The 21,664-nt window shown below is 74.6% G+C and carries 23 protein-coding genes; 5 read left to right on the forward strand and 18 right to left on the reverse strand.

From position 1 onward, the window contains the following. Positions 1-183 precede the first annotated feature (183 nt). Both POF43_RS32425 and POF43_RS32430 read right to left on the reverse strand, forming a co-directional pair. A complete protein-coding gene (locus POF43_RS32425) occupies positions 184-1,203 on the reverse strand; it encodes a polyprenyl synthetase family protein (protein WP_271324695.1) in 1,020 nt (339 codons plus the stop codon). A 200-nt stretch (positions 1,204-1,403) separates the two neighbouring features. After that, the gene (locus POF43_RS32430; RefSeq protein ID WP_271324694.1) at positions 1,404-2,552 is read right to left on the reverse strand and encodes a tetratricopeptide repeat protein; all 1,149 of its coding nucleotides are present in this window, start codon (positions 2,550-2,552) and stop codon (positions 1,404-1,406) included. A gap of 317 nt (positions 2,553-2,869) precedes the next feature. Here POF43_RS32430 and POF43_RS32435 point away from each other — a divergent pair, with 317 nt between their 5' ends. Then, complete coding sequence (locus POF43_RS32435; protein ID WP_271317308.1) at positions 2,870-3,091, forward strand: DUF6480 family protein; 222 nt, start codon at positions 2,870-2,872, stop codon at positions 3,089-3,091. 161 nt (positions 3,092-3,252) lie between these two features. Further along, complete coding sequence (locus POF43_RS32440; RefSeq protein WP_271324693.1) at positions 3,253-4,023, forward strand: SIR2 family NAD-dependent protein deacylase; 771 nt, start codon at positions 3,253-3,255, stop codon at positions 4,021-4,023. A gap of 74 nt (positions 4,024-4,097) precedes the next feature. Here POF43_RS32440 and POF43_RS32445 read toward each other — a convergent pair whose 3' ends face one another. The 3 genes from POF43_RS32445 to POF43_RS32455 form a co-directional block, all read right to left on the reverse strand. After that, positions 4,098-5,117, reverse strand: coding sequence for a TIGR03842 family LLM class F420-dependent oxidoreductase (locus POF43_RS32445; RefSeq protein WP_271324692.1), 1,020 nt, complete (start codon positions 5,115-5,117; stop codon positions 4,098-4,100). Positions 5,118-5,158: 41 nt separating this feature from the next. Then, on the reverse strand, positions 5,159-6,553 hold the full coding sequence (gene hydA / locus POF43_RS32450; RefSeq protein ID WP_271324691.1) for a dihydropyrimidinase: 1,395 nt from the start codon (positions 6,551-6,553) through the stop codon (positions 5,159-5,161). Between the two features lie 178 nt (positions 6,554-6,731). Further along, positions 6,732-7,574 (reverse strand): nitrilase-related carbon-nitrogen hydrolase, encoded by an 843-nt coding sequence (locus tag POF43_RS32455; protein ID WP_271317548.1) that lies wholly within the window; start codon positions 7,572-7,574, stop codon positions 6,732-6,734. A 216-nt stretch (positions 7,575-7,790) separates the two neighbouring features. Between POF43_RS32455 and POF43_RS32460 the strand changes: the two genes are divergently transcribed. The 3 genes from POF43_RS32460 (at position 7,791) to POF43_RS32470 (ending at position 10,016) form a co-directional block, all read left to right on the forward strand. Further along, on the forward strand, positions 7,791-8,219 hold the full coding sequence (locus tag POF43_RS32460; protein ID WP_271317547.1) for a MarR family winged helix-turn-helix transcriptional regulator: 429 nt from the start codon (positions 7,791-7,793) through the stop codon (positions 8,217-8,219). A 345-nt stretch (positions 8,220-8,564) separates the two neighbouring features. Beyond that, entirely contained in the window at positions 8,565-9,125 is a 561-nt protein-coding gene (locus POF43_RS32465; protein WP_271317546.1) for an isochorismatase family protein, read from the forward strand. Between the two features lie 132 nt (positions 9,126-9,257). Further along, positions 9,258-10,016, forward strand: a complete 759-nt coding sequence (locus POF43_RS32470) for a hypothetical protein (protein WP_271324398.1) — start codon at positions 9,258-9,260, stop codon at positions 10,014-10,016. A 47-nt stretch (positions 10,017-10,063) separates the two neighbouring features. Here POF43_RS32470 and POF43_RS32475 read toward each other — a convergent pair whose 3' ends face one another. From POF43_RS32475 to POF43_RS32535, 13 genes are all read right to left on the reverse strand, one after another. Continuing rightward, on the reverse strand, positions 10,064-10,825 hold the full coding sequence (locus POF43_RS32475) for a ZIP family metal transporter (RefSeq protein ID WP_271317544.1): 762 nt from the start codon (positions 10,823-10,825) through the stop codon (positions 10,064-10,066). Positions 10,826-10,927: 102 nt separating this feature from the next. Then, on the reverse strand, positions 10,928-11,179 hold the full coding sequence (locus tag POF43_RS32480) for a TfoX/Sxy family DNA transformation protein (protein ID WP_271324399.1): 252 nt from the start codon (positions 11,177-11,179) through the stop codon (positions 10,928-10,930). Positions 11,180-11,727: 548 nt separating this feature from the next. Continuing rightward, the gene (locus POF43_RS32485) at positions 11,728-12,171 is read right to left on the reverse strand and encodes a DUF6278 family protein (protein WP_271318148.1); all 444 of its coding nucleotides are present in this window, start codon (positions 12,169-12,171) and stop codon (positions 11,728-11,730) included. 57 nt (positions 12,172-12,228) lie between these two features. Continuing rightward, a complete protein-coding gene (locus tag POF43_RS32490; protein ID WP_271324400.1) occupies positions 12,229-12,615 on the reverse strand; it encodes a cupin domain-containing protein in 387 nt (128 codons plus the stop codon). 5 nt (positions 12,616-12,620) lie between these two features. Beyond that, positions 12,621-13,403, reverse strand: a complete 783-nt coding sequence (locus tag POF43_RS32495) for an exodeoxyribonuclease III (RefSeq protein ID WP_271318152.1) — start codon at positions 13,401-13,403, stop codon at positions 12,621-12,623. Positions 13,404-13,511: 108 nt separating this feature from the next. Beyond that, positions 13,512-14,159, reverse strand: a complete 648-nt coding sequence (locus tag POF43_RS32500) for an MBL fold metallo-hydrolase (RefSeq protein ID WP_271318150.1) — start codon at positions 14,157-14,159, stop codon at positions 13,512-13,514. Positions 14,160-14,181: 22 nt separating this feature from the next. Continuing rightward, the gene (gene pcaDC, locus POF43_RS32505) at positions 14,182-15,465 is read right to left on the reverse strand and encodes a bifunctional 3-oxoadipate enol-lactonase/4-carboxymuconolactone decarboxylase PcaDC (protein WP_282699135.1); all 1,284 of its coding nucleotides are present in this window, start codon (positions 15,463-15,465) and stop codon (positions 14,182-14,184) included. Positions 15,466-15,720: 255 nt separating this feature from the next. Then, entirely contained in the window at positions 15,721-16,299 is a 579-nt protein-coding gene (locus POF43_RS32510) for a hypothetical protein (RefSeq protein ID WP_271325485.1), read from the reverse strand. Beyond that, complete coding sequence (locus POF43_RS32515) at positions 16,296-17,438, reverse strand: ROK family glucokinase (protein WP_271317828.1); 1,143 nt, start codon at positions 17,436-17,438, stop codon at positions 16,296-16,298. The genes POF43_RS32510 and POF43_RS32515 overlap by 4 nt, the downstream gene beginning before the upstream one ends. 83 nt (positions 17,439-17,521) lie before the next feature. Then, complete coding sequence (locus POF43_RS32520) at positions 17,522-17,836, reverse strand: UBP-type zinc finger domain-containing protein (RefSeq protein ID WP_271317827.1); 315 nt, start codon at positions 17,834-17,836, stop codon at positions 17,522-17,524. An 81-nt stretch (positions 17,837-17,917) separates the two neighbouring features. Continuing rightward, positions 17,918-19,786: a 3D-(3,5/4)-trihydroxycyclohexane-1,2-dione acylhydrolase (decyclizing) gene (gene iolD, locus POF43_RS32525; RefSeq protein ID WP_282704911.1), complete on the reverse strand. Its 1,869-nt coding sequence runs from the start codon at positions 19,784-19,786 to the stop codon at positions 17,918-17,920. Then, positions 19,783-20,676, reverse strand: a complete 894-nt coding sequence (gene iolB, locus POF43_RS32530; RefSeq protein ID WP_271325383.1) for a 5-deoxy-glucuronate isomerase — start codon at positions 20,674-20,676, stop codon at positions 19,783-19,785. The genes iolD and iolB overlap by 4 nt, the downstream gene beginning before the upstream one ends. Positions 20,677-20,740: 64 nt before the next feature. Beyond that, positions 20,741-21,619 (reverse strand): Cgl0159 family (beta/alpha)8-fold protein, encoded by an 879-nt coding sequence (locus POF43_RS32535; RefSeq protein ID WP_271318144.1) that lies wholly within the window; start codon positions 21,617-21,619, stop codon positions 20,741-20,743. Positions 21,620-21,664: the final 45 nt, after the last annotated feature.

A 21,664-nucleotide genomic window follows, 5' to 3' on the forward strand; every position in this document is an offset into this window, starting at 1 on the left:
AGCCCCCAAGCCCCCAACCGTGCGAACGGGAACCCCTGCCGGGGCAACCACTTCCACGGCCCCCTCCAGAGGCCCCCCGATCCGGGGACCCCCCGCCTCGAACCCAGCGCCCCGGACCTCGGCCCCGGCGGCCCCTGGCCTCACATCGGCACCCGTGAGCTCGGCCCCGGCACCCTCGGCCCCTCAGCCCCGGCGCCCCAGGAGAAAAGCCCGCAGGGCGCGGAGTTCCGCGGTGGCCGTGCCGTGCAGGGGGACGTCGGTCAGGCAGGCGTCGGCGAGGGCGAGGTGGCGGGTGGCCTCGGCGAGGGCGGCGTCGCGGCCGCCGGCCCGGGCCACCAGGTCCGCGGCCCGCGCCGCCCGGTCGGCGTCCAGCGGACCGGGGTCGGCCAGCAGCGCCGCCAGTCGTCGCGCGTCGGGGCCGGCGGACTCCAGCGCCGCCAGCACCGGCAGCGTCTTCTTCGCCCGGCGCAGGTCGCCGTGGACCGGCTTTCCGGTGTCGCGCGGGCTCCCCCACAGGCCCAGCAGGTCGTCGACGGCCTGGAAGGCGGTGCCGAGGTGCCGGCCGAAGCGGTCGAGCGCCGCGACGGTGGCCGGCTCGGCGCCCCCCAGCACGGCGCCGAGCGCGACCGCGCAGCCCAGCAGCGCCCCGGTCTTCGCCTCGGCCATCGCCAGGTATTCGGTACGGCCCACCGCCTCGGGGCCGTACCAGGGCCGGGACTCGAAGAGCAGGTCGTCGGCCTGGCCGCGTACCAGGTCGTGCAGGGCGGCAGTCAACTTCCGTACAGCGGTGGTCGCGTGGGGGCCGGGCGTCTCGGCCAGCACGCCGACGGCGAGGGCGAACAGCGCGTCCCCGGCCAGCACCGCGGGCCCGGTGCCGTACGCCTTCCACAGCGCCGGGCGGCCGCGGCGGGTCTCGTCACCGTCCATGATGTCGTCGTGCAGCAGCGAGAAGGTGTGCACCAGCTCGACGGCGACGGCACCGTTCACCGCGACGGCGGCGGGGGCGCCGACCGCCTCCGCGCCCAGCACGGTGAGCGCCTGGCGCACGCCCTTGCCCTGGCCTGCGGTGCCGGACGGGTGCCCGGGGACGTCCCAGCCGAGGGCGTGCGCGGTCATCTCGGCCGCCCAGGGGTGCAGGCGGCCGACGGCTTCGGTGAGGGCGGGACGCACCAGGTTCCGGCAGCGCTCCAGGGTCCACGGCACGTCGGCGCCGGAAGCGGCGTCGGGAGCACCGGGGGCATGGGCGGCGGGACCGGCACCGGGGGCATGGGCGGCGGTGCCGGCGGCGGGACCGGGAGCAAAGGCAGCGGCACCGGGGGCACCGGCCTTGACGCCGGCGGAGGCACCGGCGGAGGCACCGGCGGCGGAGGCTTCGGCGCGGGACCAGGCTTCGACGGCGGCGGTCACCGGGCACCTCCGACGGCGGGCTCCGGGAGGTCGGCGCCGGTGGCGGTGCCGCTCACGACGATCCGCGCCAGGCCGTCGACGGCGGCGCGCGGCGGGGCGACCGGCGCCGCGGACTCCTCGGTCCGCAGGCCCAGCTCGTCGTACGCCTTGCGGACCATGGCCCGCACATGGTGCAGGCCGATGCGGCCCAACTCTTCTTCCAGATGCGTGAGTTCGGCGATGGTACGGGCCTGGTCGCGGCCCAGCCGGGCGTGCGCCTTGGCCAGGCCGAGGCGGGAGAGGGCCTCGCCGCGCGGTTCGTCCATGGCGCGGAACTCCTCCAGCGCCTGGCCGTACATGGCGCGGGCCTCCTCGTAACGCCCGCAGCGGTAGAAGACGTTGCCGCGCATCTTGTGGTTGTAGGCCAGCGCCGCGCTCAGCGTCATGCGGCGGCACACGAGTTCGGCCTCGCTGAGCAGGGCCAGGGCGCGGTCGGCGTCGCCGTCGCGGACCGAGACGACGTCGGCGATGCCGCGCAGCGCCCAGGCCCGGCCGCGCTGGTCGTCGGCGCCGGCGGCTATCGACTCGGCCTCCTCGAACAGGGCCAGGGCGCGGTCGAAGTCGCCGGTGTTGCGGTGCATCTGGGCGATGCCCTCCAGGGCCCAGACGGTGTGCCGGGCCTCGCCGCGCTTCCTGGCCTCGGCGAGCAGGCGTTCGTGCAGTTCGCCGACCGCCTCGTAGTCGCCCTGGATGCGGCCGGTCTCGGCCATGCCGGCCAGCGAGTAGCCGCGGGCGACCACGTCGCCGGAGCGTCCGCCCAGCTCGGCGGCGAGCCCGAGCAGCCGGTAGGCCAGCGCGAGGGCGCCGCGCTGGCGGGCGAGGGTGCCGCCGCTCCACAGCGCCCACGCCATCGCGCCGAGGTCCCCGGCGGTGCGGGCGGCGCGGTAGCTGGCCTTCCAGGCGCGGTCGGCCTCGGCGATGTCGCCCAGCCTGCGGTGCGCCTCGGCGACGGCGAGGCCCGCCTTCGCCATCTCCCCTGCCTCGCCCGCGAGTTCGGCCGCGCGCAACCGCTCGGTACCCTGGGCGAGCACGTCCTGGATCGAGGAGTTGACCGACAACGAGGTGAGCCCGCCCTGGTATTCGGGCGCGAGTGCCTTGCCGTACATGAGTGCCTTTCTGTCGCCGCCGCTCAACCGCCGTACTCCGCGGGCGCGTCACCGTGGGTGCTGCGCGCGCCGGTCCGGTGCGTACGGGGAGAGCGCCGGTTGGGGGGGCGACTGCCGCCGCGAACTATTCGTCAGGTGTATACACGCCGCGTATAGGCGAACGGTTGCGAGCCGTTCCCCAACGTGACGCCTGTCACACCTTGATCGGGCACCGACCCGTTCACCGGCCGCTCTCCCGGTCCGGCAGGGCCGTGCGGACCGCCCCGGGCGGACGCCCCCGGGCTGCGCGGCGGCCGGGATCATGGGTGGATGGGGACATGAGCAACGCCGATCCGGACCCCGACACCACTGCGGGCCTCGAACCCGGCGGCGGTGTGCCGCCCGGAGAGACGCCTCCGGCGGAGGGCAGCACACCGGACGCCGGACCGAGCGACGCCCACAACCCGACGAAGGGCTGGGGCAAGGGCCCGATGGTCGTCATCGCGCTGGTCGTGCTCTTCGTCCTGGCGTTCTTCGTGGTCCGCATCGTGGCGTTCTGAACCGACCGGGCCGATAGGCCGACCAGCCGACGAGCCGACGGTCCTCGGCCGCCGCGCGGACCGGCCGGCCCGCCCCGCACGAGCTGCGCACGACGGCGGGTCCACCGCGGCCGTCGGCGAACCGCTGGCCGCCCGCCGCGCCGCGCTCGTACGCTCGCCGCATGAGCAGTACGACGCCCGACGCCCTCGCGGCCCGCCGTCCCCTCGTCGCGATCCTGAGCGGCGCCGGGATCTCCACGGACTCCGGCATCCCGGACTACCGGGGGCCGAACGGCGTGTGGCGCCGCGATCCGCAGGCCCAGAAGCTGGTGACGTACGCGTACTACGTGGGCGATCCGGAGATCCGGCGGCGGGCGTGGCGGGTGCGGGCCGACAACCCGGCGCGGCACGCCCGGCCCAACGTGGCGCACGAGGCGGTGGCCGCGCTGGCGCGGTCGGGCACCGCGGTGCGGGTGATCACCCAGAACGTCGACGGGCTGCACCAGGCGGCCGGGCTGCCGGACCGCAAGGTGCTGGAACTGCACGGGTCGTCGCGGTCGACGGTGTGCGTGACCTGCCACGCGCGCGGCACGATGGCCGACGCGCTGGCCCGGGTCGCGGCCGGTGATCCCGATCCGGCGTGCGAGGCGTGCGGCGGCGTCCTGAAGTCGGCCACGGTGATGTTCGGCGAGCGGCTGGACCCGAGGGTGCTCGGCGACGCGATGTCGATCGCGAAGGCGTGCGACGTCTTCATCGCGGTCGGCACGAGCCTCCAGGTCCAGCCGGCCGCCTCGCTGGCCGGGATCGCCGCCGACCACGGCGCCCGGCTGGTGATCGTCAACGCCGAGCCGACCCCGTACGACGACCGGGCCGCCCGCGTGGTGCGCGAGCCGATCGGCACGTCGCTGCCCGCGCTGCTGGAGACGCTGGCGGCGCCGGGCACAGCGGGCTGAGCGCCGGCGGCCGCCGGTTCGCGGAACGGGCTGACCTCGCCGGCCGCCGGTGGCGTCACCGGCGGCCGGTGCGGTCAGCCGGCGGCGCCGAGGGCCGGGATGACGTGCTCGCCGTAGGCGTCGATCACCGCCTCGCGCGCGTCGTGCATGGCGTAGACCGCGAACTGGTCGACGCCCAGCGCCCGCAGCGACTCCAGCTTCTCCAGGTGCGCCTCGACCGGCCCGAGCAGGCAGAAGCGGTCGATGACGGAGTCCGGCACGAAGGCGGTGTCGGGGTTGCCGCTGCGGCCGTGGTGGGCGTAGTCGTAGCCCTGGCGTTCCTTGATGTACGCGGTCAGCTCCTCCGGCACCAGGTCGGAGTTCTCACCGTAGCGGGAGACCAGGTCGGCGACGTGGTTGCCGACCATGCCGCCGAACCAGCGGCACTGTTCGCGGGCGTGCGCCAGCCCGGCGGCGGTGCCGTCGGTGACGTAGGCGGGGGCGGCGACGCAGACGGTGACGGCGTCCGGGTCCCGGCCGGCGTCGGCCGCGGCGGCGCGGACGGCCTTGACCATCCACTCGGTCAGGAACGGGTCGGCCAGTTGCAGGATGAACCCGTCCGCCTTCGCCCCGGCCATGGCCAGCGCCTTGGGCCCGTAGGCCCCCATCCACACCGGCAGCCGGCCGTCGCGCACCCACGGCAGGCGCAGCGGCCGGCCGTCGATCTCGGCCTCGCGGCCCTCGGCGAGGTCGCGGATGACGTCGATGGACCTGCCCAGCCGGGCCAGGGTGTTGGGGGCGCGGCCGGCCACCCGCATGGCGGAGTCGCCGCGGCCGATGCCGCACACCGTGCGGTTGCCGTACATCTCGTTGAGGGTGGCGAAGGTGGAGGCGGTGACCTCCCAGGTGCGGGTGCCGGGGTTGGTGACCATCGGTCCGACGATCAGATGGTCGGTGTGGTCGAGGATGCGGCTGTGGATGACGAACGGTTCCTGCCACAGCACGGCGGAGTCGAAGGTCCAGCCGTAGCGGAAGCCTCGCTGTTCGGCGCGCCGCATCAGGTCGACGACGGCCGCGGCGGGTGGGTCGGTCTGCAGCACGAGGCCGAAGTCCATCTGCCTGCCTTTCGGGGAGGGAACGGCGGTGGGGTCGGCGGTCAGCCGAGGTACTGACAGGTGCCGCGCGGCTGGTAGCGGCCGTGGCCGGCGTGTCCGACGTAGCGGCGCCCGTCGATGACGAGTTCGCCGCGGGAGAGCACGGTGTGGACCCGCCCGGTGGTGCGGCGGCCCTCGTAGGCGCTGTAGTCGACGTTCATGTGGTGGGTCTCGGCGGACATGACCTGCTCGGCGTGCGGGTCGTACAGCACGATGTCGGCGTCGGCGCCGGGGGCGATGGTGCCCTTGCGCGGGTAGAGGCCGAACATCCGGGCCGGCGCGGCGCAGGCGATCTCGATCCAGCGGCGCCGGCTGATGCGGCCCTCGACGACGGCCTGGTGCAGCAGGTCCATCCGGTTCTCCACCCCGGGCATGCCGTTGGGGATCTTGGAGAAGTCGCCGCGCCCGAGTTCCTTCTGGCCGGTGAAGCAGAACGGGCAGTGGTCGGTGGAGACCACGGACAGGTCGTCGGTGCGCAGCGACCGCCACAGCGCGTCCTGGTGCTCGACGGGGCGCAGCGGGGTGGAGCAGACGTACTTGGCGCCCTCGAAGTCCGGCTCGGCGAGGTTGTCGGTGGACAGGAACAGGTACTGCGGGCAGGTCTCGCCGAAGACCGGCAGGCCCAGGTCGCGGGCCCGGGTGATCTCGGCGACGGCCTCGGTGGCGGAGACGTGCACGACGTAGAGCGGGGAGCCGGCCACCCGGGCGAGCTGGATGGCGCGGTGGGTGGCCTCGGCCTCCAGCAGGGCCTTGCGGACCTCGCCGTGGTGGCGCGGGTCGGTGCGGCCGGCGGCGACGGCCTGTTCGACCAGCACGTCGATGGCGATGCCGTTCTCGGCGTGCATCATGATCAGCCCGCCGTTGCCGGCCGCGTGCTGCATGGCCCGCAGGATCTTCCCGTCGTCGCTGTAGAAGACGCCCGGGTAGGCCATGAAGAGCTTGAAGGAGGTCACGCCCTCCCCCACCAGGGCGTCCATCTCCTTGAGCGAGTGCTCGTTGACGTCGGCGAGGATCATGTGGAAGCCGTAGTCGATGGCGCAGTTGCCCTCGGCCTTGGCGTGCCAGGCGTCGAGGCCCTCGCGCAGGCCGGAGCCGACCGACTGGATGGCGAAGTCCACGATGGTGGTGGTGCCGCCCCAGGCGGCGGCGCGGGTGCCGGTCTCGAAGGTGTCGGAGGCGTAGGTACCGCCGAACGGCATCTCCATGTGGGTGTGCGCGTCGACACCGCCCGGGATGACGTACTTGCCGGTGGCGTCGATGACCTGGTCGGCGTTCCAGGGCAGTTCGGCCGCGTGGTCGGCGAGGGCGACGATCCGGCCGCCGTCGATGAGCACGTCGGCGTGGGTCTCCTCGGCCGCGGTGATCACCAGGCCGCCGCGGATGAGCGTGGTCGTCATGCTTCCTCCGGAATGCCTCGGGTGGAAGGTCCGGCCGGCGGGCCGGACGGGGGCGACGGGGTCCGGCGGCCGGGGGTCCGGCCGGTGTCGTCCCGGTCGCCGCCGGCCCCGCCCGCGGCGCGGGGTCGCGGCGGGGCGGGGACGGCGGAAGGGGCCGCCGCGGGGGCGGCCGGCGGGGTCAGGGGGCGGTCAGGTCGCCGTAGGCGTCGGGGCGGCGGTCGCGGTAGAACGCCCACTGCTGCCGGACCTCGTCGATCAGGCCGAGGTCGAGGTCGCGGACGACCAGTTCCTCCTTGCTGTCGCTGGCCACGTCGCCGACGAACTGGCCGCGCGGGTCGACGAAGTAGCTCGTGCCGTAGAAGTCGTTGTCGCCGTACTCCTCGACGCCCACCCGGTTGATGGCGGCGATGAAGTACTCGTTGGCGACGGCGGCGGCGGGCTGTTCGAGCTTCCACAGGTAGGACGACAGGCCGCGGGAGGTGGCGGAGGGGTTGTACACGATCTGGGCGCCGGCCAGGCCCAGCGCCCGCCAGCCCTCCGGGAAGTGCCGGTCGTAGCAGATGTAGACGCCGACCCGGCCGACGGCGGTGTCGAAGACCGGCCAGCCGAGGTTGCCGGGCTTGAAGTAGTACTTCTCCCAGAAGCCGTTGATCTGCGGGATGTGGTGTTTGCGGTACGAGCCGAGCACGCTGCCGTCGGCGTCGATGACGACCGCGGTGTTGTAGTAGAAGCCCGACTGCTCGATCTCGAAGACCGGTACGACGATCACCATGCCGGTCTCGCGGGCCAGCGCCTGCATCCGCACGACGGTGGGACCGTCCGGGACGGGTTCGGCCCAGCGGTAGTGCTCCGGTTCCTGCACCTGGCAGAAATAGGGGGCGTTGAAGACCTCCTGGAAGCCGATGATCTTCGCGCCCCGCGCGGCGGCCGCGCGGGCGTGTTCCTCATGCTTGGCGATCATCGAGTCCGTGTCACCCGTCCAGGTGGCCTGAACGAGGGCCGCACGTACGACTGCTGCCATGACCAGCTCCTTCGACGCAACAACAGGCCGGGTCTACGCACGTAGAACCGCACCGAGGGAAAGACCGTAGAAGCGTGTCCCCCCATGTGGCAATACCACCGCCGTTACCCGTTGAAGACGTTCCGGTGTCGCGGTGTCACCGGAACGGGCCCGTGGCCGGGGTCATATCGACAGGTGAACTTGCAAGTCCTGCTGCCGAAAACTTAGGGTGCGGGCATGACGGACGCCGACAGGTCCCGCCTGGCGGAGGAGCTGACCGCGGTCGTCGGCCAGCTCGGCCGCCGGATGCGCGCCGCCTCCCCGCAGGGCGCGCTGACCGCCTCCCAGCGCATCGCCCTGGGCCACCTCATGGAGGGGCCCGCCACCACGGCCGCCCTGGCCCGGGCCGAGCACGTACGCCCGCAGTCGATGCGCGCCACGCTCGCCGCGCTGGAGGAGCAGGACCTGATCGTCCGCAGCCCGGACCCCGCCGACGGCCGCCAGGTGGTCTGCGCGCTCAGCGACACCGGCGTGCGCCGGCTGGCGTCCCTCCGGGAGGCGAAACGCACCTGGCTGACCGAGACCGTCGAGGCGGTCCTGACCCCCGGCGAGCAGGAGACGCTGGCCGAGGCCGTCACCCTGCTGAGACGGCTGGTGGAGTCCTGACGGGCGCCGACCGGACGCCGGAGGCGGGACGAGGCCGAGGGAACCGCCCGATCACCGGATCACCCGACCACCCGGCGTCCCGAACGGCCGGACCCACCGGCATCCCGGGCAACCGGCCCCACCGGCGGCACCGGACCGCCGGCCCATGACGGACCGCCGGCCCCGCCGCGACGGCGAACCCGCCGCACTGGCCGCCCGCCGGCCGGGCGGTCCTACCACCCGACCGTATTCACGGCCGCGCGCCCCCGGGACGCGGCCCCGCCAACCCGTACCGGCGTCCGCGCCGGTACGACCGCGCAACCCAGCGGACAACGCACCGAAGCAACCGAAAGCAGGACGTCACCCGTGACCGCCACGACGCTCGACCCCCGTACCGCACTGATCCTGGTGGACCTCCAGAAGGGCATAGCCGGCCTGCCGACCGCGCCGCTGCCCGCCGACGGCGTGATCGCCAACGGCGCCCGGCTCGCCGCCGCGTTCCGCAAGGCCGACCTGCCCGTCGTCCTGGTCAACGTGGCCGGCGGTGCCCCCGGCCGCACCGAGCAGAGCCGCGGCGCCGCGAGCCACCAGCCGCCCGCCGACTGGGCCGACCTGGTGCCGGAACTGGACCAGCAGCCGTCCGACATCACCGTCACCAAGCAGCAGTGGGGCGCCTTCTACGGCACCGGCATCGACCTGGAGCTGCGCCGCCGCGGCATCACCCAGGTCGTGGTGGCCGGCATCGCCACCAGCATCGGCGTCGAGTCCACCGCCCGCGCCGCGCACGAGCACGGCTACCACGTCACCGTGGCCACCGACGCGGTGACCGACCTCGACGCGGAGACGCACCGGGTCAGCGTGGAGAAGATCCTGCCGCGCCTGGGCGAGACCGACACCACCGACGCGATCATCGCCCTGCTGGGCTGAGCGCGGTTTCGGGGCCCGCGCGGTACGGACACCGCCGCGCGGGCTCGCTCGCCGCACGCCGGCGGTCCGAGCCGGGGTCCCGGGACGGGAACCCGGGACGGCAGCGGGACCGGGCCGTTAATATGCCCGGCTATGAGCGACGACGTGCTCAACATCGTGCTGGCAGTGGTGGCGGGCGGGCTCGGCGCCGCCGCCGGGTGGTTCGTACGGACCCTGGTCCGGCGGCGCGGCCTGCGGCGCAAACAGCGGTTCTTCGGGCTGCCGGACGGCTCCGACTGCCTGATCGTCGTCAACCACGACCCCGGCACCCGGGACGGCTTCGTCTCGCGCCACGACGCCTTCGCCCTGATGGAACTGGCCGCGCTCATCAAGGAATGCGGCGCCCACGCCGACATCGTCGCGCACGACACCGCCCGCCAGGGCTTCGGCGTCCGCACCGAGTTCTGCGTCGGCGGACCGGTCTCCCACCGCCGCACCGAGGCCCACCTGCGCTCCCTGCTGCCCGGGGTCGGCGTCGGCACCGGCCAGCGGCCCGACGACGGCTCCTTCCTGATCGGCGGCCGGACCTACCGGCTGGACGAGGGCGCCACGGAGTACGTCCTGCTCGCCCGCCTCACCGGCCCCCAGGGCGGCCGCCCGGTCTTCCTCGCCTGCGGCCAGCGCGGCGTCACCCACCAGGCCGCCGTCCGCCACCTCACCCGGCACCACAGCGCCCTCGCCCGCCGCCACGGCGCCGACGGCACCTTCTGCCTGCTGCTGAAGGTGACCAACTCCGACGCCTACGGCCCCGACGTCGTCGAGCTCGTCGCCGACGTGACGACCGCGGCGACCACCCCGGCACCGGTGACGCCCGAGGCGACGCCCGCCGCGGCCCCGGAACCGCGGACCTGACCGCGGCGCCGGGCACTGCGCCGTGCCGCGTCCCGGCCGCCATGGGCTCACCCCGCCAGGCCGATGACCAGCCACATGAAGCCGGTGCCCACCACGGTGCACAGCAGCGTGGGCAGGGAGGAGTGCGGGGAGTGGGCCTCCGGGAGGATGTCGGAGGTGGCCAGGTAGAGCAGGAAGCCGGCGAAGAAGCCGAGGTAGAGGCCGAGGACGCCGGCGGGGATGGTGAAGGCCAGGGTGACGGCCGCGCCGACGACCGGGGCGACCGCGTCGCACAGCAGCAGGGCGAAGGCGCGGCGGCGGGCGTTGCCGTACAGGCGGGTGAGCGTGTACGTGTTGAAGCCGTCCGCGAAGTCGTGCGCGATGACCGCGATGGCGACGACCGTGCCGACCGTGGAGCCGGCCTGGAAGGCCGCGCCGATGGCGAAGCCGTCGAGCAGGCTGTGCGCGATGAGCGCGCAGGCGGCGGCGAGGCCCAGGCCGGGCTCGTCGTGGCCGTCGCGGTGCGGCCGGTCGTGGGCGTGCCGGTGGGCGGCGTACTCCCCCTCGTGCGCGCGGTGCACCGCGACGGAGCGCTCGACGACGTGCACGGCGAGGAAGCCCGCGAGGAAGGTCGCCAGGGCGGCGGGAACACCGAAGACGTGGCGCGGCTGGGCGCGCAGCGCCTCCGGCAGCAGGTCGAAGCCGACGACGCCGAGCATGAGGCCGGCGGCGAGGCCCAGCACGAGGTGGCGGCGATCGCCGACCCGGTGCGCGACGATGCCGCCGACCAGCGTCATCACGAACGCGCCCGCCGCGATCAGTGCTGCCATGCGTCCATCGTTCGGGCCCGGCGGGCGGGTCGCGCCCGCTGCTGGGCCGTCCGGGCGCCCGGCGCGCCGGATCGGCGCCCCCGGTGCCCGGGACGGCGGTGATCAGTCGAACACGCGGGATGCCAGCGTCGCGCGTTCGTCCTGGGGGATGGATGTCCAGCGGGTGCCGCGAATGGCGCCTTCAAGGGCGAACAGGGTGTGGCTGCGGGCGTCCTCCGGCAGTTCCTGGCGGATCTTGGCGAAGGCGGCCTCCGCGCCGAGCCGGCGCAGGTCGGCAGCGTCCACCACGCCGGCGCCACGCAGGCGATCCGCCAGGATGGCGCCGATATTGGGGAGTTTTTCCAGGGATTCCATGTTTTCTCCCGGTCTGCGGTGTTTCGTGACCGGGTCTCATGATGCCCGCACGACCACCCGATCCGGCGCACGCCGGGCCGACCGCGCCCCGGAATCGCCGGGAATCGCGCCGGGAGGCCGGCGGACGCGCACACGGGGGCCCGCGACCGGGGCCGGAAGTCGCTGCGGCGGGCTCGCGACACCGCCGTACGCCGCGCGGCCCGCCGCCGCGCGCCCCGACGCACCGCTCACCCCTGCGTTCGCCTCGCGGCGGGCGTCCCGCAGGTCACCGCGCCCACCGCGCCGCCCGGCCGTGTCGACGCGGAGGCCCGCGCACCGCAGCTCGCACTGTCGACCCCGCAGGCCCGCGCACAGCGGCTCGCACCGCTGGAGACCGCATCGCCCTCGGAGCCCGCACACCGCCGCACACCGCGCCGCCCCTGGAAGCCCGCGCGCCGCAAGCCGCCCCGCCGCCCCCCGGGAAGCCCGCACTGCGGAAGCCCGCGCACGCGAAAACGCCGTCCCGCGCGGGAACCCTCACCCCGTGCGGGACGGCGTAGCGCCGGCGCTCAGACGCCCTCGGCGGCCTCGGCGTGGACCTGGGCGAGTTCGGGGGTGCCGCTGTGCGCCCAGGCGTGGCCGTCGGCGACGACGTCCATCTCGCGGCCGGAGACCAGCTGCACGACCGCGCGGCCGTCCGGAGTCACGTGCCAGTGCGCGCCGGGCACGGTGGTGACGATGACGGTGCCCAGGTAGAGGCCGGCGTCGTTGCCGAGCCAGTTCATCCGGTCCGGGTCGTCGCGCCAGCGCGGCATGATCTGGTCGAGCGCCGCCAACGAGTCCTCGGAGTCGTCCAGTCGGACCCCGGACTTGTCGGCCTGGTCGCGCAGCACGTCGCACTCGGCGAGCAGTTCGGCGATCCCCTGCGGATCGGCGGCCATGGATTCCGGCACCGAAACCGCCGGTTGCTCGCCGTCCGGCCTGAGCCACTTGTCAACGAAAGAGATCCCCATCCCCCCAGCGTGGCACTGTTGGGGCCGCACGTCACCACAGGCGCGGCGATCATCGGCTCACAGGCGCACGCTGTAGACCTTGCGCAGCGTCTCGTGGACGGTCCAGGTGGTCCGGTCGCCGGCCGCCAGCACGCAGGCGTCGCCCGGGCCGGCCTCGATGACGCGGCCGTCCTGGAAGGTGATCGTGGCGCGTCCGCTGACGACGGTGAACAGCTCGTCGGCCTCGGTGTCGGTGACGATACCCGGGGTGATCTGCCAGACGCCGTGCTCCCAGCCGCCGTCCGGCGCGGTCCACAGCACCGCGCTGGAGACCTCGGGGGTGCCGGAGACGATCTGGCCGGGGTCGAGCGGGTCGGGGGTGAGGGCGACGTCCGGCACGGACACCGCGAACGGCGGCACCTTGGCGGTCGTGTCCTCGGCGCCGGGCCCGGTCTGCGTACTCATGGCGGTCACACCTCCAGGTCGACGACGACGGGCGCGTGGTCGGAGGCGCCCTTGCCCTTGCGTTCCTCGCGGTCGACGTAGGCGTCCTCGACCGCGGTGGCGAACGGCTCGTTGCCGTAGACGAGGTCGATGCGCATGCCCTTGTTGTGCGGGAAGCGCAGCTCGCGGTAGTCCCAGTACGTGTAGGGGCGGTCGTACTTCAGCGGGCGCGGGACGACGTCGGACAGGCCGAGGGCGCGCAGCCCGGCGAGGGCCTCGCGCTCGGGGGCGGTGACGTGGGTGAGGCCGGCGAAGGCGGCCGGGTCGAAGACGTCCTCGTCGGTGGGGGCGATGTTGTAGTCGCCCAGGACCGCGAAGGGCCGTGCGGCGGCCGTGTCGTCGGCGGCGGCCGCGCGCAGCGCCTCCAGCCACTCCAGCTTGTACGCGTAGTGGTCGTGGCCGACCTCGCGCCCGTTGGGGACGTAGACCGACCACAGGCGGACCGGGCCGCAGGTGGCGGCGACCGCGCGGGGCTCGGGGGCCTCGCCGAGGTAGCCGGGCTGGCCGGGCAGGCCGGTGACGACCTCGTCGAGGCCGACGCGGGAGACCACGGCCACGCCGTTCCACCGGCCGTCGGCGTTGACGGCGGCCTCGTAGCCCAGTTCGCGCAGCGGCTCGGCGGGGAAGGACTCGGCGGAGCACTTCAGCTCCTGGAGGCACAGCACGTCCGTGCCGGACTTCTCCAGCCAGGCCAGCAGCCTGGGCAGCCGGGCGGTGACGGAGTTGACGTTCCAGGTCGCGATGCGCAGTGCCATGCCCGGCAATCTACCTCCCGCCACCGACACCGCCGACCGGCCACCCCGCAGCCGGGTCCCGGGGCGCCCCGGCCGGGCCGGGACCCGCCGCCGGGGACGGGCTCAGGCGGTGCCGACGCTCTCGCCGGGGGTCAGCCGCCGGTAGTCGGTCTGCCCGATGCCGGGTCCTGCCGGGCCGAGGTTGCGGTCGTAGACGCCCAGGCCGTTGTCGTTGAGCAGGCCGTCGTGCACGGCGTAGGCCTGCCCCGGGGCGACCTCGCGCACGTAGTCGGCGATCTCGGAGAACTTGCTCCACGGCGCGTGCAGCGGCAGCAGCAGGGTCTCGACCGGGCGGCCGGGCACGGTGAGGGCGTCGCCGGGGTGGAAGAGCGAGCCGTCCACCAGGTAGCCGACGTTGGTGATGCGCGGCAGGTCGGGGTGGATGACGGCGTGCAGTTCGCCGTGCGCCTCGACGTCGAACCCGGCCGCGGTGAAGGTGTCACCGTGGCCGACGGTGGTCACCCGGCCGGGGAAGGCGGCCTTGAGGTGGTCCGCGACGCTGCGCAGCGTCCAGATCCGGGCGGCCGGGTTGGCCTCCAGGGCCGCCCGCAGCCGGTCCTCGGCGAAGTGGTCGGCGTGCTCGTGGGTGACCAGCACCGCGTCCGCGCCCACCGCGGCGTCCGGTTCGCCGAACGCGCCGGGATCGATCACCAGCACCTGGCCGTCCTTCTCCAGCCGGACGCAGGCATGGCCCTTCTTGGTCAGCTTCATGGCCGCCATCCTGCCACCGCCGTCACTCCTGGCCCGGCAGCCGGGTCTCCTCGGCGATGACGCGCTGCGCCACCGCGAACGCGGAGTTGGCGGCCGGCACGCCCGCGTAGACCGCGGTGTGGATGAGCACCTCGCGGATCTCGGCGGGGGCCAGGCCGTTGCGCAGCGCCGCCCTGACGTGGAAGGCGAGTTCGGTCAGCTGGCCGCGGGCGACCAGCGAGGTGAGGGTGATGACCGACCGGGTCTTGCGGTCGAGGCCGGGCCGGGTCCACACCTCACCCCAGGCATAACGGGTGATGAACTCCTGGAAGTCGGCGCTGAAGTCGTCGGCCGCGGCGGCGGCGCGGTCCACGTGGGCGTCGCCCAGCACCTCGCGGCGCACCCGGATGCCCTCGTCGTACGGGTCGGGGCGGACCGCGGGCGGGGCGGCGGGCGGCGGGGGCGCGTCGGCGGGCGGGGCGACCGGCTCGGGGGCGGGTTCGGCCGGGCGGGCCTGCGGCATCGCGGCGGCGACGGCGGGCGCGGGGCGTTCGGCCCAGGCGGTGGAGAAGTGCCGTACGACCAGTTCGGTGACGGCGCGGGGCTGCTCGACCGGTGCGAGGTGGGCGGCGCCGGGGACGACGGCGAGCCGCGCGTCGTGGATGCCGGCCACCAGGGCGCGGGCGTCGGCGGGCGGCGCGGCGGGGTCCTCGGCGCCACCGACGACCAGGGTGGGCACGCTGATGCGGCCCAGTTCGTGGCGGACGTCGTGCGCGGCCAGCGCCTCGCAGGCGGCGATGTAGCAGTCGGCGTCGGTGGTGCGGACCATCTGGACCGACCAGTCGACGATGGAGGTCTGGGCGGCGCGGAAGACCGGGGTGAACCAGTGTTCCGGCGTGGTGTGGGCGATGCGGGCCAGGCCGCCGGAGCGGACCACGACGCCGCGCTGCCGCCAGGCGTCGGGCGTTTCGAAGCGGGCGGAGGCGGAGATCAGCGTGAGCGAGGCGACCCGGTCGGGGTGGCGCAGCGCCAGGTCCAGGCCGACGGCGCCGCCGAGCGAGCAGCCGACGTAGCCGAAGCTGGCGACGCCCAGTTCGTCCAGGGTGGCCAGCAGCCGGTCGGCCAGCTCGCCGACCGAGGAGGCCGGGTCGGCGGGGGCACCGCCGTGGCCGGGCAGGTCGTAGCGCAACACCCGCCATTGCGGGACGAGTTCGGGTATCTGCCGGTCCCACATGTGCCAGGTGGTGCCCAGCGCCGGGCCGAGCACGATGACAGGGGCACCCTGCGGGCCTTCGATCCGGTGCTGGAGAGTCTTCGCGTCAGTCACCGGGTCACGCTATCGAGGGATGGCCGGGAAACCCTCATTGACCCCGGACGCCCGGGGCGGCGCACTCCCTCGAGAGCGGCGCCGGCGCCGGCGCGGACCGGCGGATGGTCCGGGTTGTGGGGATTGGCCACGGTCCGGTGCGGGGGCGCCGCCGTGGTGAACCGCCGGGTCGCCACCGGCCCGGCGCTCCCCGTTCCCGTTCCCCGCGCCGTTTCCGCCCCGGACGTCCGCGGCGGGCGTCCCGGGGCGGTGCGGTCACTTGAAGACGGTGCTGGCGACGACGTAGACCGACGGACGGTCCGGGTTGTCCAGATCGACCACTATCCGGTGCGAGGGCGTCGAGCCCTTGGCCTTCAGGTCGGCGCCGGCCCAGTGGTGGCCGGCCGGGAAGGTCCAGCCGACGCGGTGCGCCTCGGCGGCGGTGACGGTGATCCGGCCGTCGAGCAGCGCGGCGCGGCTGGTGCCGTACTGGGCCAGGAAGGTGTCCAGGCCGCCGCCGCTGGTGGTGAACTGCACGTACAGCGAGCTGACCTGCCAGGAGTTGGCCTCCAGGAAGCCGGCGTCGGAGACGTTGTACGGCACCGGGACCTTGTACAGGTCGCGCTGCATGCGGCTGGGCAGGCCGTGGATGATGCCGGAGGTCTGCGCCTTGGCGTGCTTGTCGCCGTCGTTGTCGTAGCTCTGCACGGCGGCGACGGCGCCGTAGCAGACCGGGATCAGGATCAGCAGGACGATGATCACGATCTGGATCGGGCCGGTGCGGTGCCGCTCGGGGGCCGGGCCCAGGGGCGCGGCGGCGCTGCGCTGCGGCTCGGTGCGGGTGTCGGGGGTCACCGCTCCGCCGTCCTGCCGAGCCGGGCGGTGAACGCGGCGCGCTCGTAGCGTTCGACCCGTCGGCGGTTGGTGCGTCTGAAGCGTCTGGCCACCTGGCGGGCCAGGTCGGCGGCGCCCACCATGCCGGCCTCCGGGCCCAGTTCGGCCTTGGCGATCCGCGCCTCGGGGCGGTAGCCGCGGCCGGTGAGGGTGCGGCGGAACGCCTCGCGGGCCGGGCCGATCAGCAGGTCGTCGGCGGCGCTGACACCGCCGCCGATGACGAAGCACGACGGGTCGAGGGCGGCGGCGAGGTTGGCGATGCCGACGCCGAGCCACTGGCCGATGTCCTGGAACAGCTCGACGCACATCGCGTCGCCGGAGCGGGCGAGTTCGGTGATGAGCGGCCCGGTGATGTCGTGTATCCGGCCGTCGACCCGCTCGATGATCCCGTAGGCGACCGGGGACTCGGCGGCGGCCAGCTCACGGGCCTCGCGCACCAGGGCGTTGCCGGAGCTGTACTGCTCCCAGCAGCCGCGGTTGCCGCACGGGCAGCGGTGGCCGCCGGGCACGACCTGCATGTGGCCGAACTCACCGGCCACGCCGTAGCGGCCGCGCTTGACCTGGCCGTCCTCCAGGATGGCGCCGCCGATGCCGGTGCCCAGGGTGATCATCACCAGGTCGGGCTGGTCTCGGCCGGCGCCGAAGCGCCATTCGGCCCAGGCGGCGGTGTTGGCGTCGTTGTCGACCATCACCGGCACGAGCAGCCGCTCGGACAGCCGGTCGCGCAGCGGTTCGTCGCGCCACGACAGGTGCGGGGCGAACAGCACCCGGGAGCGGTCGGCGTCGACCCAGCCGGCCGCGCCGATGCCGACGGCGTGCACGTCGTGGCGTTCCGACAGGTCCAGGACGATCTCGACGATGGTGTCCTCGACGACCTTGGGGCTCTTGGACTTCTCCGGCGTCTCGGTCAGCACCTTCTCCAGGATGGTGCCGTCGGCGTCGACCACCCCGGCCATCACCTTGGTACCGCCGATGTCGATGCCCACGGTGGGGACGCGGGGGGCGGTCAGGAGGGAGCGGCGCTCCCGGCGGCCGACCGTGCTCAGCACGGTCGCCCGCGGCGCGCCCGGGCGGGGGACGCGTTCGCGGTAGGCGCTCAAGGGTCACTCCGGGTCGGGGGTCGCAAGGGGCCAAATATACGTCAGCCGTGCGGCTGCCGGGCCGGGCCGCCGTCCGGGCCGGTTCAGGCGGCGCGCAGCGGCGCCACGCCCCGCACCTCGAAGGCCACCTGGTCGTCGTAGCACCACCACCAGGCCTCGCCGGGTTCCAGGGAGCGGATCAGCGGGTGGCCGCTGGTGTCGTGGTGGGCGGTGGCGTGCTTGTTCCTGGAGGAGTCGCAGCAGCCGACGTGTCCGCAGGTCGGGCAGGCGCGCAGGTGCTGCCAGCTGTCGCCGGCCGCGACGCACTCGGGGCAGGTGTCGCTGCTCTCCGGTGCGACGTCGCGTGCCTGGTCCAGATGTCCGCAGATCGGTTGCGCGCTGTCTTCCTGGGTTGTCATGCGGGCCTCCCGCGATCGGTGCGGCGGTGTGAGCCGGGCTCCTTCCTCCACCCTCGCACCGCCGGGTGCGATGTCAAACGGTCACAGGGGGCGGCGGCGCGCGGCGACCTCGCGTTCGTAGTGCTCGCGGGCCTCGACGGCGGCGGGGCGGGTGGCGGTGGCGGCGACGGGGACGTCCCACCAGGCCTGGGCGCCGGGGGTGGCGCCGGTGGCGGGCGCGGTCTCGACGTGGACGCAGGTGGGGCGGTCGCTGGCCCGGGCGGCGGCGAGGGCGTCGCGCAGTTGGGCCACGGTGTCGGCGCGCAGCACGTCCATGCCGAGGCTGGCGGCGTTGGCGGCCAGGTCGACCGGGAGCGGGTCGCCGGTGTAGCCGCCGTCGGGGTCGCGGAACCGGTAGGCGGTGCCGTGGCCTTCGGCGCCGACCTGCCGCGACAGGCCGCCGATGGAGGCGTAGCCGTGGTTCTGGACCAGGACGAGGTTGACGGGGAGGCCCTCCTGGACGGCGGTGACGATCTCGGTGGGCATCATCAGGTAGGTGCCGTCGCCGACCAGGGCCCACACCGGGCGGTCGGGTGCGGCGAGCCGGACGCCGATGGCGGCGGGGATCTCGTAGCCCATGCAGGAGTAGCCGTACTCCACGTGGTACTGGCGCGGGGAGCGGGAGCGCCACAGGCGGTGCAGGTCGCCGGGCAGGGAGCCGGCGGCGTTGATGACGACGTCGTCGTCGCCGACGACCGCGTCGAGGGCGCCGAGCAGCTGGCTCTGGGTGGGGCGGGCGCCGGGGTCGGGGGCGGCGTACGCGGCGTCCACCACCGCCTGCCAGGCCTGCTTGCCGGCGGTGTACTCCCCCTCGTACTCGGGCGCGACGTGGTGGCCGGCCAGCGCGCCGGTGAGGGCGGCCAGGCCGGTGCGGGCGTCGGCGACCAGCGGCAGCGCGGCCATCTTGTGGGCGTCGCACGCGGCGACGTTGAGGTTGACGAAGCGCACCGCGGGGTCGGCGAACAGCGTGCCGGAGGCGGTGGTGAAGTCGGTGTAGCGGGTGCCGACGCCGATGACCAGGTCGGCGGTGCGGGCCAGGTCGTCGGCGACCGCGGTACCGGTGTGGCCGACGCCGCCGACGTCGGCGGGGTGGTCGTGGCGCAGCGAGCCCTTGCCGGCCTGGGTGGAGGCGACCGGGATGCCGGTGGCGTCGGCGAGTTCGCGCAGGGCGTCCTCGGCCTCGCTGTGGTGGACGCCGCCGCCGGCCACGATGACCGGCCGGCGGGCGGCGCGCACGGCGCGGGCGGCGCGGTCGAGTTCGCCGGCGTCGGGGGCCGGGCGGCGCACGTGCCAGACGCGGTCGGCGAAGAACCGCTCCGGCCAGTCCCACGCCTCGGTCTGCACGTCCTGCGGCAGCGCGAGGGTGACGGCGCCGGTCTCCACGGGGTCGGTGAGCACCCGCACGGCCTGGAGGGCGGCGGGGATCAGCACCTCGGGGCGGTGGACGCGGTCGAACCAGCGCGAGACCGGGCGCAGCGCGTCGTTGACGGACAGGTCGCCGGCGTACGGGCTCTCCAGTTGCTGGAGCACCGGGTCGGCGGGCCGGGTGGCGAAGGCGTCGCCGGGCAGCAGCAGCACCGGCAGCCGGTTGACGGTGGCGAGCGCGGCGCCGGTGACCAGGTTGGTGGCGCCGGGGCCGATGGAGGTGGTGACGGCCTGCGCGGACAGCCGGTTGCGCTGGCGGGCGTAGGCGGTGGCGGCGTGCACCATGGCCTGCTCGTTGCGGCCCTGGAGGTACGGCATGGTGTGCCGGCCGGCCTGCACGAGGGCCTGGCCGAGGCCGGCGACGTTGCCGTGGCCGAAGATCCCCCAGCAGGCGCCGATCAGCCGGTGCCGGTGTCCGTCGCGTTCGGTGTACTGGTGGGCGAGGAACTCCACCAGGGCCTGGGCGACGGTGAGGCGTCGGGTCATCGGGTCCCTCCTGCGGGGGCGGTGCAGAGCGGCAGCCGCGGGTCGGTGGGCCGGCCGGCCCACTCGTCGCGGATCCAGGCGTGGTCGGGGTGGTCGCTGATGAGCCAGGCGCGGTCGACGCCGGGGCCGGCCATGACGTTGAGGTAGTACATGTGGTGGCCGGGGGCGGCGATGGACGGGCCGTGCCAGCCGTCCGGGATCAGCACGGTGTCGCCGCCGCGGACCTCGGCGAGCAGGTCGGTGCCGGCGCCGTGGCCGGAAGGGCTGACCCGCTGGTAGCCGAGGCCGTCGGTGCCGTGCGCGGCGGCGATCTCGTAGTAGTAGATCTCCTCCAGCCGCGATTCGGCGCCGGGCCGGTCCTCGTCGTGCTTGTGCGGCGGGTAGGAGGACCAGTTGCCGCCGGGGGTGAGGACCTCGACGGCGATGAGCCGGTCGCAGGCGAAGACGTCGGCGGCGGCGAAGTTGTTGACCTGGCGCGAGCAGTTGCCGGTGCCGCGCAGTTCGACCGGCACGTCGGCGGCCGGGACGTAGCGGATCGGCAGCCGGCGGGTGCAGCGCGCCCCGGGGAGGGCGAAGCGGCCGCCGTCGCGGGTGGACAGCACCGCGGCGGTGTCGCGGGGCAGGTAGACGAAGTCGGTGACGGCGGTGAAGACGCTGTCGCGGCCGCGCAGCCGGTGGACGGTGTCCTCGGCGGTGACGGTGGCGGCACCGGACAGCGGCAGCACGATCCACTCGCTGTCACCGGTGGCGAAGGCGTGGCTGCCGCCGGGCGGCAGGTCGAGGACGCGCAGGCTGGAGTATCCCCAGCCGGCGCGTTCGGGGTCGATGTCGACCGCGTAGGGGCCGGCGGCGGCCCGGCCGGCGGGCAGGTGGTGGGCGTGGTCCGTCATGGCGTCAGCAGTCCTGTTCCGGTGCGCGGTTCGGGTGCGGCCGGCCGGGCGGCCGCGGGGGCGGTCACAGCAGGCCGACGGCGATGTCGACGGCTTCCTCGACGCTACCGCCGGCCGGGTACAGCAGGGTGCGTCCGGCGACCAGACCGAACACGGTCGGCAGGCTCAGCGCCTTGCGCCACTTGTCGTACGGCCCCTCCCGGTCCGCGCCGACCTCGCCGCCCAGCAGCACCACGGGCAGCGTGGAGGTCTCCAGGACGGCGGCCATGTCGCCGGGGTCGTCGGTGACCGGCAGCTTCAGCCAGGTGTACGCGGAGGTGCCGCCCAGGCCGGCGGCGACGGCGACGGAGGTGGTGACGGCTCCGGCGCTCAGGTCGTTGCGGACCCGGCCGCCGACCCGGCGGGAGATGAACGGCTCGACGAACAGCGGCAGCCGGCGTTCGGCCATCGCGTCGACGGCGCGGGCGGCCGACTCCATGGTGCGCAGCGATCCGGGGTCGTCGTAGTCGAGGCGCAGCAGGAGTTTGCCGGCGTCGAAGTGCAGCCGTTCGATGTCCTGCGGGCGGTGGCCGGTGAAGCGGTCGTCGAGTTCGAAGCAGGCGCCGGCCAGCCCGCCGCGGTTCATCGAGCCCATGACGACCTTGTCCTCCAGGGCGCCGAGCAGCAGCAGGTCCTCCAGGACGTCGGCGGTGGCCAGCACGCCGTCGACACCGGGGCGCGACAGCGCGACGCACAGCCGTTCCAGCAGGTCGGCCCGGTTGGCCATGGCGAACGCCCGGTCCCCGACGGCCAGCGAACCGCGGGCCGGGTGGTCGGCGGCGATGATCATCAACCGGCCGCTGTCGCCCAGCAGCCGCCGGCGCCTGCGGCGATCGGCGGCCTCCGCGACGGCCTCGGGGTGCCGGGCGCGCACCGTGACGAGGTCGCTGATGCTGATGCTCAAGGGATGGCTCTCTTTCGCGGGAGTTCGGCGGAGGCGGTCGCGGAG

The sequence above is a fragment of the Streptantibioticus silvisoli genome, assembly GCF_027947535.2.
In the GTDB taxonomy this organism is placed as follows: Bacteria; Actinomycetota; Actinomycetes; order Streptomycetales; family Streptomycetaceae; genus Streptantibioticus_C; species Streptantibioticus_C silvisoli.